The organism is Streptomyces sp. NPDC005483 (assembly GCF_040606035.1).
Classification (GTDB): Bacteria; Actinomycetota; Actinomycetes; order Streptomycetales; family Streptomycetaceae; genus Streptomyces.
Genome location: NZ_JBEXEA010000081.1, coordinates 1 through 12,756 on the forward strand (window position 1 = coordinate 1; position 12,756 = coordinate 12,756).

Consider the following 12,756-nt stretch of genomic DNA (forward strand, 5'->3'; position numbering starts at 1 on the left):
TTGCCGCACTGCTCTCCCACCAGCAGGCGGTCACCCTCGCGACCGATGAACGAGTGTGAATACCGGCAAGTTCGCACCCCTCGACGTGCCACCGCCAACCATGCACGAGCTCGTTAGGCGACAGCAACATCGTCGCCCCGAGGCCGCGCGATGCGCCGTTACTCAGCGACTGGACCCACCCGCATGCGGCGCACCAGGGTCGAACACGTCCAAGGGTGAGGCAAACGTGTTTTGCTCGACATGTATGCTCATTTAGGTTGAGAGGGCAACATGTGAGTGAGGCGCATGTCTCCATGCGCGGGCAGGCGGAGGAGCTGACGATGACGAATCCGTTCGAGGACCAGGACGCCAGGTTCGTGGTGCTGGTGAACGCGGAACGGCAGCACTCTCTGTGGCCGGTCTTCGCCGATGTGCCAGCCGGCTGGGACGTCGTCTTCGGCGAGGCTGCGCGTCAGGAGTGTCTGGACTACGTCGAGCGCACGTGGACCGATCTGCGGCCCAAGAGCCTGGCCGACGCCATGGACGGCGACCGAGGCGACTGAGCCGGCGTCCGGACCCTCTGCCACCGGAAGACGGTCCGGCGTGATCGCCGGTCGGTCACCGCTCACGGCCGCCGCGTGCGGGTGGCGCCGGCCTTCGACAGGAACATCACAGGGGGAGAGAATGGTCGACTTCGCGGGCGACAGGGGGCCGCTGACCGCCGGACAGCTCGGGGTGTGGACCGCCCAGCAGCTCGAACCCGACAGCGCCGCCTACAACATCGCCGAATATGTTGAGTTGAGGGGGCCGCTGGACGTCGGCATGTTCTTGTCCGCGCTGTGCCGGCTGGTCGAGGAGGCCGACCTGGCGCAGGTGCGGTTCGAGGTCGCGGAGGACGGCTCGGTCGCTCAGCGGTTCGCCCGAGACCCGCAGTGGCGCCCCGTCGTCGTGGACCTGCGCGGGGAAGCGGAGCCGCAGGCGGCGGCGGAGGCGTGGATGCGGGACGACGTGAGCCGTCCCGTCGATCTGCTGAAGGGCCCCCTGTTCACTCAGGCGCTGCTGGCGGTGGGAGAGAGCCGCTACTTCTGGTACCAGCGGGTGCACCACATCATCGGTGACGGTTACAGCGGATCGCTGATGGTGGCGCGCTGCGCGGAAATCTACACAGCCCTGACCCGCGGGACCCCGGTCGAGAAAGGTGCATTCCCCTCGTCGGTTCTGCTGATCGAGGCAGATCGCGCATACCGGACGTCAGCGCGCTTCCAGGCCGATCGGGAGTTCTGGCGTGCGGTCTTCGCCGACCGCCCTGAGTCGCTGGTCGAGGCTGATCGTGGCGGGTCCACCCCGCTGGACGGCCCGGCCCGCTCGTCGGGCGAGATCGAGCCCAGGATCGCGGAGGGACTGAGGGCGCTGGCCCGAAAGCTGCGCACGAGTCTCTCCGCCGTGCTCATCGCGGCCGCGGCGGTGAGCACGGGCGCCCGGACCGGTACCGACGAGGTCGTCCTGGGTGTTCCGGTGCCCGGCCGCAAGGGGCGTCTTCAGCTCAGCACCCCGGGCATGATGTCGAACATCCTGCCGATCCGGTTTCACTTGCGGCCGGAGCAGACCGTGACGGAGTTCGTCCGTCATGTCTCGCACACGCTGCGAGAGGCCCTGAGGCACGACCGGTACCGCTACGAGGACATCCTCCGGGATCTCCATCTTGTGGGCCGGGGGCCGCTGTTCGCCGCCGTGGTCAACGTGATGCTGTTCGACTACGACGTCAGCTTCGGTGACATCCCGGTCCAGGTGCACGGTCTTTCGGGCGGGGAGTTCCACGACCTGTCGATCACGGTGCGGGAGCCTCGGCCGGGCGCCCCGGTGACCGTCACGGTCGACGCCCGTGCCGCCGCATCGGCGGGGGAGAAGAGCGAGCGCACCGCCGAGTACTTCCGCAACGCCCTGCACCAACTGGCGGAAGCGGCGCCCGATGACGTCATCGGCAGGTGGGAGCTCCTCAGCGAGGCTGAGCGTGAGCGGACGCTGGCCTGGGGGGCCGGTCCCTTGTGCGAGGTAGCGGCTCGGACGGTGCCGGAGTTGTTCGAGGTGCGGGTCGCTCGGACGCCGGCGGCCACGGCCGTGGTGTTCGGGGAAGTCTGTTTGACGTATGGGGAGTTGAACGCGCGGGCGAATCGTCTGGCGCGGCTGCTGGTGGGCAGGGGGGTCGCTGCCGGGGACCGGGTGGCCGTCGTGCTGGAGCGTTCGGCCGATCTGGTGGTCGCCCTGCTGGCCGTGGTCAAGACCGGCGCCGCGTACGTGCCCGTCGACCCGGCGTATCCGGCCGACCGGATCGGCTACCTCCTCGCCGACGCCGCCCCCTCTGCGGCCGTCGTCTCCACCGGCACGGTCTCCTCGGTCCCGGCCCATCTCACCCCCGTCGTCCTCGACCATGCGGCCACGCAGACTGCCCTGGGCTCGTACAGCGGTGACGACTTGACCGACGACGACCGGCACGGCCGCCTGCTGCCCGCGCAACCGGCCTACGTCATCCACACCTCCGGATCCACCGGACAACCCAAAGGTGTGATCGTCAGCCACCAGGCCGTGTGTCATTACCTGACGTGGGCCGCGCACACCTACCCCGGACTGTCGGGCACGACACTGCTGCACTCCTCGGTGGCGTTCGACCTGACCGTGACCGCCCTGTTCGGGACCCTGATGTGCGGTGGCACTCTGCTGGGCGGCGACGTCCAGGAGAGGCTCCCCGCGGGGCGGGCGCTGAGCTTCCTCAAGGCGACCCCGAGCCACCTGGCGCTGCTGTCCGACCGCAACGCGGGAGAACTGCTCGACGGTGAGGTGGTGCTCGGCGGCGAAGGGCTGCACGGTGAACAACTGGCCTGGCTGCGAGCGGCACATCCGCAGGTGACGGTCGTGAACGAATACGGCCCGACGGAGGCCGCTGTCGGGTGTGTGGCCTTCGGCGTCCGCGCGGCTGACGCACCCCCCGAGGGCGGGGTGCCGATCGGCCGACCGGTGTGGAATACGCGGGCGTACGTGCTGGACAGCGGGTTGTCCCCGGTGCCGGTGGGGGCGGCGGGTGAGTTGTATCTGGCCGGTGCGCAACTCGCGCGGGGATATCTGGGGAGGCCGGGGCTGACCGCGGAGCGCTTCGTGGCCTGCCCGTACGGGATGCCGGGCGAACGGATGTACCGCACCGGAGACCTCGTCCGATGGCGGGCGGACGGCCTGCTGGAGTACTTGGGCCGCACCGACGACCAGGTGAAGGTGCGTGGCTTCCGGATCGAACTCGGTGAGGTGCGGGCGGCGCTGCTGACGCACTCGGACGTGACCGGGGCGGCAGCGGTGGTGCGCGGGAACGGGCCCGACGGGCAGATCATCGGCTACGTGGTGCGGGCGGACGGCTCGAGCGCAGTGGAAGGCAGCGCCGTGCGGGCTCACGTCGCCCACAAGCTGCCCGCCCCCATGGTGCCGGCCGCCGTGGTGGTCCTGGACGCACTGCCCTTGACGGCGAACGGCAAGCTCGACCGGCGAGCTCTGCCCGAACCCGACTTCACGTCGCTGACCTCGCAGGACGGGCCCCGTACCGCGCTGGAGGAAATCCTGTGCGCGGCGTTTGCCGACCTGCTCGGTCTGGGCCGGGTAGGGATTCACGACTCGTTCTTCGACCTGGGCGGCCACTCCCTGCTGGCCACCCGCCTGGCCGGCCGCGTCCGGGCCGCCACGGGTGCCGAGTTGCCGCTGGCGGACGTCTTCACGCATCCCACCGTCGCCGGACTGGCCGCCCGCCTGGGCCGGCTCGACACACCGCAGCGCCCCCCGCTGGAACGACTGCCGCGCCCGGCGCACGCACCCTTGTCCCCGGCCCAGCGCAGGCTGTGGTTCCTCGGGCGGCTGGAGGGCCCCAACGCCACGTACAACGTCGCGGCGGCCATGCGGCTGGAGGGTTCGCTGGACGTCGGGGCGCTGGATGCCGCGCTGCGTGACGTGACAGCCCGGCACGACATCCTGCGCACGGTCATCGAGACCGTTGCGGGCGAGCCGCGGCAGCGTCTGCTTCCGGCGAGCGCCCGCACCGGGGTGCTGACGGTGGAGCCCGGTCCGTTCACCGACGAGGAACTCGCGCGGCGGATCGCGGAGATGGCGTCCTACCGGTTCGACCTCGCGAGGGAGGCCCCGCTGCGGGTCGGCCTCCTGGGCGTACGGGCCGACGGCTGGGTGCTGGTTCTGAACCTGCACCACGTCGCGAGCGACGGATGGTCCACGGCGGTCCTGGCACACGACGTCTCGACGGCCTACCGGGCCCGCGTCGAAGGCCGGGAACCGGACTGGCCCGAACTGCCGGTGCAGTACGCGGACTACGCCCGGTGGCAGTCCCGGCTCCTCGACGCGGGCGGCGCTCCTGGCAGTGAGCGCGACCGTCAACTGGCGTACTGGCGCACCGTTCTGGAGGCGAGCCCGCGGGAGACGCCGCTGCCGCTGGACCGTGCGCGCCGTGCCACGGCCGCCCACAAGGGCGCGAGCGTCGACCTGCGCGTGTCCGCGTCCTTGCACCAGCGCCTTGCCGCGCTCGCCCGCTCCCACGACGTCACGCCGTTCATGATCCTGCAGGCCGCCCTCGCCACCTTGCTGCTGCGGCTGGGCGGCGGTCACGATGTGCCCATCGGCACGGTGGTCGCCGGACGCACGGACGAGAAGCTCGACACGCTGGTCGGGCCGTTCATCAACACTCTGGTGCTGCGGCACGACCTGAGTGGCAACCCCTCGTTCGCACAGCTCCTGTCCCGGACCAGGGACGTGGTGCTGGGCGCCCTCGCCCACCAGGACCTGCCGTTCGAGGACCTGGTGGAGGACCTGTCCCCGGAACGCTCGACGGCTGTGCACCCCCTGTTCCAGGTGATGCTCCTGCTGCAGAACCACTCCGAGGCTGTCCTCGCTCTTCCCGGCGTCGTGGCGCGGGCCGTGCCGACCGGACACACCCCGGCCAAACTCGACCTGACGTTTGAGCTCAAGGAGGTGTCGGGCGGCGGTGAACCCGCGGGCCTTGTCGGTGCTCTCACGTACGCCACGGACCTCTTCACCGAGGCCTCCGCTCACTTGCTCGTGCAGCGCTTCGTGCGCGTCCTGGATCTGCTGACCGGTGATCCGGGGCTGCGGATCGACGACGTCGACATGCTGTCGGCGGGGGAACGGGCGCAGCTCCTGGGGGCGCCGCCCGTGCCGGACTCCGGGGCGCCACCGAGCACCCTGCACGCGATGGTCGAACAGCAGGCGGCCCGGATGCCCGACGCCGTGGCAGTGATCCGCGACGGAAACGCCCTGACCTACCGGCAATTGAACGAGCGTGCCAACCGCCTGGCACGGCTCGTGATCGACCGGGGCGCCGGTCCCGGCAACCTTGTGGGCATAGCCCTGGACCGCTCCGAAGAGCTGATCGTCGCCGCCTTGGCGGTCATGAAGGCCGGAGCCGCCTATCTGCCCATCGACCCCGGGTACCCCACCGAGCGCATTGCGTACACGCTGCACGACGCCCAAGCGACCGTCGTCCTCACCCACTCCGCCACGGCGGCCTGTCTCTCCGCGTGCGAGGGCGTGGAACGCGTCTGCCTGGACGACCTTGCGACCGTCCGTCTCTGCGCCGCGGCCGACGACAGTGACGTCACCGACAATGAGCGCACAGCCGTGCTCACCGCCGAACACCCCGCCTACGCGATCTACACCTCCGGCTCCACCGGCAGACCGAAGGGCGTTCTCGTCACCCACGCGAACGTGGCCGCTCTTCTGCGGTCCACGCGTGACACCTTCGGGTTCACCGGCGACGACGTGTGGGCCTGGTTCCACTCCTTCGCCTTCGACTTCTCGGTGTGGGAGATCTGGGGTGCACTGACCCACGGCAGCCGGCTCGTCGTCGTCCCCTTCGACACCTCCCGCTCCCCTCGCGACCTGTTGCGTCTCCTGGCCCGGGAGCGGGTTACCGTCCTCAACCAGACGCCCAGCGCCTTCTACCAGATGGATCTGGCGGACTCCGCGGATCCGCGGACCAGCGCCCAACTCTGCCTGCGCCTGGTGATCTTCGGCGGGGAGGCGCTGGACACCGCCCGGCTCGTGAGGTGGTACGACCGTCACCCCGAGGACACCCCGCGGCTGGTGAACATGTACGGAATCACCGAGACGACGGTGCACGTCACACACGTCCCCCTCACAGCCGGCACCGCCGGCCGGACCGAGCACGGCAGCCCGATCGGGCGTCCCGTCCCCGGTGTGCGGGCCTACGTTCTCGATGCCAGGATGCGTCCCGTGCCGCCCGGTGCCTCAGGTGAGCTGTACGTGGGCGGCAGCGGCGTGGGGCTCGGGTACCTGAGACGCCCCGCGCTGACGGCCGGACGCTTCCTCGCCGACCCCTTCGGCCGCCCCGGCGACCGGATGTACCGGACCGGGGACATCGCGCGTTGGAACACCGCGGGCGAACTGGAGTACCTGGGGCGCGGCGACGACCAGGTCAAGATCCGCGGCTTCCGGATCGAACTGGGCGAGGTCGAGACCGCGCTGATGGCGCACCCGGCGGTCACCCAGGCGGCAGCACTGGTGCGCCAGGAACAGGACGCGGACCAACGGCTCGTGGCCTACGCGGTGCTCGACCCTGCCGCCGCCGACGTGACCGGCCGGACACTGCGCGCCCATCTGGCACGCCTTCTGCCCTCGTACATGGTGCCGTTCGTCACGGTGGTCGAAGAGCTGCCCCTGACGGTCAACGGCAAGCTCGACCGCGGGGCCCTGCCCGCGCCGGAACTCGGCGGCCATAACACCGACGGTCCGCGCGACGCGAAGGAGAAACTGCTGTGCGCGGTCTTCGCCGACGTGCTCGGCGTGACACGTATCGGCATCCACGACTCCTTCTTCGAGCTGGGCGGGCACTCCCTGGCCGCTGTCACCCTGACCGAGCGGCTCAGGGAACAAGGCGTCGCCGTGGACATCCGCAGTCTGTTCGTCTCCCCGACCGTCGCGGGACTGGCCGCGGCGAGCACCCTGATGACCGACGCGCAGGAGCCGGAGGCACCGGAAGCAGCGGTCGCCCCATCCCCGTCGGCCGGCCTGCTGGCGGCCGTCGCGCGGCGCATACCCGGTGGCACGGCGAATGTGGCGGACGTCTATCCGCTGGCCCCGTTGCAGGAAGGCATCTTCTTCCACTCCCTGATGAGCGCCGACGGCAACAGCGACGTGTACGTGCTGCCGACCGTCCTCGCCTTCGATACCCGTCAACGGCGCTCGGCGTTTCTGGCCGCGTTGCAGCGGGTGGTGGACCGCCACGACGTACTGCGCACGGCCATGGTGTGGGACGGGCCGGCAGAGCCCGTGCAGGTGGTGTTGCGCCAGGCGGTGGTGCCGGTACGTGAAGTACCTCTGCCCGGAGGCTGCACGGACGTGACCGAGGAACTCCTGGCTGCCGCGGGCTCCGTTATGCCGCTCGGGCAGGCCCCGCTGCTGCGCGTGACCATGAGCCATGACCGGGTGGACGGCCATTGGCCGCTGCTGGTGCAAGTGCACCATCTCATTCAGGACCACACCGGTCTCGACGGGCTGATCGGCGAGATCGCGGCGGTCATGGACGGCCGGGAGGACCAGCTCGCGGCCCCGGTTCCGTTCCGTGAATTCGTCATGCGGGCGCGTCAGCAGACATCGCGGGAGGAACAGGAGGCGTTCTTCCGCCGTCTCCTGGCCGACGTCACCGAGCCGACGGCTCCCTTCGGCCTGGTCGACGTCCGCGGCGACGGGTCAACTGTCCGTGACGCCACACGGGCCGTGGGCCCGGTTCTGGCCGGACAGGTGCGGGAGACGGCGCGCGACCTGGGCGTGAGCGCGGCAGTCCTCTTCCACGTGGCCTGGGCGCGGGTGGTCGCGGCGACCTCGGCACGTGACGACGTCGTCTTCGGCACGCTGCTGTTCGGGCGCCTGCGGGGCGGTGCGGGAGCGGACCGGGTCCCCGGGCTGTTCATCAACACCCTCCCGGTCCGCATGGACACCGGCGCGCCCAGCGTGCACGAGGCCGTGGCAGGTATGCGGCACCGCCTGGCCGAGCTGCTCGCGCACGAACACGCGCCGCTGTCGGTGGCCCAGCAGGCCAGTGGACTACCGCCGCAGAGCCCGCTCTTCACCTCCCTGTTCAACTACCGCTACAGCAGCCCGCCCGGCACACGTGTGGGGCTGGACGGCGCGCGGGTGCTGTTCTCACAGGAGCGGAACAACTACCCGCTGACCGTTTCCGTCGACGACTTCACCACCGGTTTTCAGGTGACCGTCCAGGCTGTGGAGTCCATCGACGCCGACCTGGTCAGCGCCCTGCTGGAGAACACGGTCGGCCATCTCGTCACCGCGTTGAGGGACGATCCCGGCCTGCCGTTGCACGACGTGCCGGTGCTGGGGGACGCACAGCGCCGGCGCCTCCTCGCCGCGGTCCCGGACCCGCACGCGGACGCCGTCGGGCACGCTGCAGAGCCGGCGCTCACGGTCCCCGGCCTGTTCGAGCGGTACGCGGCAGCCACGCCAGACCGGCCGGCCCTGATCCACCAGGGCGTCCAGTGGACGTACCGGGACCTGAACACGCGTGCCAGCCAACTGGCCCGAGTGCTCATCCGGCACGGGGTGGGCCCAGAGAGCCTGGTCGCGGTCGCCCTGGACAGTTCTCCCCTGCTCGTCATGGCGCTGCTGGCCGTCCTGAAAGCGGGCGGAGCCTACCTCCCGCTCGACCCGGCCTATCCCGCGGACCGCATCGCCTACATGGCCGATGACGCACGGCCCCTCCTCGTGCTGACCACCTCCGCCGTCCGCGAGGGCCTGCCGGAGCTGAACATCCCCACGCTGGATCTCGACGAGTCCCGTCTGTCGGCGAGCATGCCCGACGACGACCTGACCGACGGCGACCGCACGTCCCCACTCCTTGCCGACCACCCCGCATACGTCATCTACACATCCGGGTCCACCGGCCGCCCCAAGGGCACCACCGTCACCCACGGCGCGGTGACCGACCTCGTGTCACCCGCCGCCTACGCCGATCTCGCACCGGATGACACGGTCGCCCAGCTCGCTGCGGTCTCCTTCGACGCCGCTACCTTCGAGATCTGGGGGGCGCTGCTCAACGGAGCCCGCCTGGCCCTGCCGGCCACGCGCCGTATGGGACCAATGGAACTGGGGGAGTTCCTCTCCGAACACCGCGTCACCGTCTGCTGGCTGACCGCGGGTCTCTTCCACGAGATGGTGGACGCCGACCCGGAGATGTTCCGTCCGGTACGCCACCTGCTGGCCGGTGGCGACGTCCTGTCGCCCGCCCACTGCCGGGCCCTTCTGGACCGCCTCCCCCACCTGCGTCTGACCAACGGCTACGGCCCCACGGAGAACACCACGTTCTCCACCACCCACACAGTGCGCGCCGACGACCTGGACGCAACTGCCGGCGTTCCCATCGGCCGCCCCCTGCCGCGGTCCCAGGCCTATGTGCTCGACGCCCGTCTGCGGCTCTGCCCGCCGGGCGTGCCGGGCGAGCTCTACGTGGCCGGGCCCGGACTGGCCCGCGGCTACCTGAACCGTCCCGGACTGACGGCACACAGGTTCGTCGCCGACCCCTACGGGCAGCCCGGCGAGCGGATGTATCGCACGGGCGACCTGGCGCGCCTGAGCCGCGACGGGCAGGTGGAGTTCCTGGGACGCGCGGACCGGCAGGTCAAGATCCGCGGCCACCGCGTCGAGCCTGGGGAGATCGAGAACGCTTTGCTCTCTCTCGCCGGCGTCCGACAGGCCGCGGTCACCGTGCGGGAGGACGGCGCCGCGGGACGTCTGCTCGCCGCCTGGGTGGTTCCCGCGCCGGGCCAGGACCTCCTGGAGGAACGCGTCCGTGAGGAACTGGTCGGCCTGCTGCCCGCCTACATGCTCCCCACGAGCCTCACCGTCCTGGACGCGCTGCCGCTGACCGCCAACGGCAAAGTGGACCGCGAGGCACTGCTGTCCGTCGGTCTCGCTGTCAGGACACCTTCGGGCGAGCCGCGAACCGCGCGGGAAGCAATCCTCTGCGAGGTGTTCGCCGAAGTCCTCGGTATCCCCCGGGTGGGCATCCACGACTCCTTCTTCGAACGGGGCGGACACTCGCTGCTCGTGGCCCGACTCCTCACGGTGATCCGCAAGAGGCTGCACGTCGACGTGCCCTTCCGTGCCCTGTTCGCAGCGCCGACCGTCGCGGAACTCGCCCCCCGGCTGGGACCGTCGACTCAGTGGGAGGCCTTCCGTACCGTCCTGCCCATTCGCGGCACGGGAACGGACAGCCCCCTGTTCTGCGTCCATCCGCTGGCCGGACTGAGCTGGGCCTACGCACCTCTCGCGCGGCACGTCTCCGCCTCGACACCTCTCTACGGACTACAGGCCCGCGGCTTCTACGACAACGACCCGCTGCCAGGTTCCCTGCGGGAGATGGCCGCCCAATACCTCGAGGAGATGCGAAGGATCCAACCGGCCGGCCCCTACCACCTCCTGGGCTGGTCCCTGGGCGGTGTCATCGCCCAGGAGATCGCGGTGCAGCTCCAGGAAGCCGGCGAACGCACCGCGTCCCTCGTCCTGCTCGACTCGTTCCCCTCCCTGGAGACCGAGCGGCAGAACCAAGGAGCCGCAGGGGACACGTCTGTGCGTCCCACCGACCCCGCGCTCGACGGGCCCTCGCGAAACCCCGCGGGAGACGGATTCCGGCTGGAGAACCTGGACGACTACATCCGGGCCAATCCGGTGCAACTGACCGACGAGGAGTTCGCCGTAGCACGACGCATCATCCTCAACAACGGCAGGCTGTACCTCACCCACACACCCCGGCCATTCGAGGGGGACGCGTTCCTGGTGGTGGCGACCGCCGACAAGCCCCCGCACACCGACCCGGTCAAGGACTGGGCGCCGGCCATCACCGGACACATCGAGGAACTCAGGCTGCCTTGCGGACACCACGACGTGGTCCTGCCGGAGCACCTGGAACGGATCTGGAGGACGTTCCGCGAGTACAGCCGCAACGATCTGGTGCGGTGAGCCGGACCACCCCCTCATCTCTATGACCACGACTGTCGGGCAGACGTCGCTCAACAGCGAGTTCCACGGTGGCTGCCTCCCCCACGGCGTCCAGGACCGCGTGCCAACAGGACTGGCTTGGCGTCGACGCTCGATGTGACACCGGCCGCGAGCACATCGATGTGAACTCGGAGGCGCTTCGGTTCCGTTCGTAACACTGGTCAGGTTTCCAGCGGCCCGACCGCTTCATGCAAGGAACCGAACGGCAGGAGTGCTGATGAAACACGATCTCACCATGCGGCGGGCCGGCGCGGGCATCGCAGCGTTACCGCTGCTCGCGGGCGCGCTGCTGCTCGGTACACCCCAGGCACACGCCGCTGACGCACCGGGCCGGCACGGACTGGCCGGCACCAAGCCGGTGTGGGCGACGGCCAAGGCGGACCGGGGTGCCACACCGAATCGCGCGGAGATCTCCGTACGGGTCTACCTCGCCGGCCGTGACGCGAAGGGTCTCGCCGACTACGCACGCGCGGTCGCCGACCCCGCTTCGCCGCTGTATGGGAAGTACCTGAGTGCCCAGCAGGCCCAGGCCCGTTTCGGCGCGAGCAGGGACCAGGTCGCCGCGGTCAGAACCTGGCTGAAGTCGGCCGGCCTGAAGGTCACGGACGTCACCCCGCACTACGTGTCCGTCACCGGTGAGGTGGCCGCCGTGGAGAAGGCGTTCGACACGCAGCTCCACGACTACGCGAAGGGCGCCCGCACTTACCACGCCCCGACCGCCACCGCCTCGGTGCCGTCCTCCGTGAGCGGTGCCGTCCTGGCGGTCACCGGACTGGACAACGCGCCGCGCCGACTCGGCCATGACGACCAACTGCCCCCGCCGGGGGACGTGTTCGTGAACTCGGGGCCGTTCTCCACGTACTACGGTTCCAAGATCGCGACCACCCTGCCCGACGCCTACGGCACGAAGATCCCGTACGCCGTCAAGGGCTACACCGGCCGACAACTGCGCGCCGCCTACGGCGCGGGGAAGTACACCGGCAAGGGGGTGCGCGTCGCCATCACCGACGCCTACGCCTCGCCGACCATCGCCAAGGACGCGGCCATCTACGCGAAGGCGCACGGCGACGCCGCCTGGAAACCCGGTCAGTTGACGCAGGTACTGCCGAACGACTGGACCGACACCGAGGAGTGCGGGGCGGCCGGCTGGTACGGCGAGGAAACCCTCGACGTCGAGGCCGTGCACGCAGTCGCGCCGGCCGCGGACGTGACCTACGTGGGCGCCTCCTCGTGCTCCACAGACGCCTTCTACGACACGCTGTCCACGGTGGTCGACCGCCACCTGGCCGACATCGTCTCCAACTCCTGGGGCGACCTGGAGGCCAACCAGACGCCGGAGATCCAGGCCGCCTACGACCGCGTCTTCCAACTCGGCGCCGTCGAGGGCATAGGTTTCTACTTCTCCTCCGGTGACTACGGCGACAACGCCGAGGCCACAGGATTGAAGCAGACCAACTTCCCGGCCCAGTCGGCCTGGGTGACGGCTGTCGGCGGCACCGCCCTGGCCGTCGGCAAGGGCGACAAGTACCTGTGGGAGACCGGCTGGGGCACCCAGAGGGCCGCTCTGTCCGCGGACGGCACGGCCTGGGAGGGCTTCCCCGGCACGTTCAACGGCGGCGCGGGAGGCGGCACCAGCACCACCGTGGCCGCGCCCTTCTACCAGCACGGGATCGTCCCGGACGCGCT

3 protein-coding genes are annotated in these 12,756 nt (G+C 70.3%); all 3 read left to right on the forward strand.

What is annotated here, in order from left to right; genetic code table 11:
• The first annotated feature begins 320 nt into the window (after positions 1–320).
• Positions 321–542, forward strand: a complete 222-nt coding sequence (locus ABZT06_RS49605) for an MbtH family protein (protein WP_355756307.1) — start codon at positions 321–323, stop codon at positions 540–542.
• Positions 543–663: 121 nt separating this feature from the next.
• Entirely contained in the window at positions 664–11,031 is a 10,368-nt protein-coding gene (locus tag ABZT06_RS49610; protein WP_355756310.1) for an amino acid adenylation domain-containing protein, read from the forward strand.
• Between the two features lie 256 nt (positions 11,032–11,287).
• Positions 11,288–12,756 (forward strand): protease pro-enzyme activation domain-containing protein (locus ABZT06_RS49615; protein ID WP_355756313.1); only part of this gene is annotated, 1,469 nt, incomplete at its 3' end.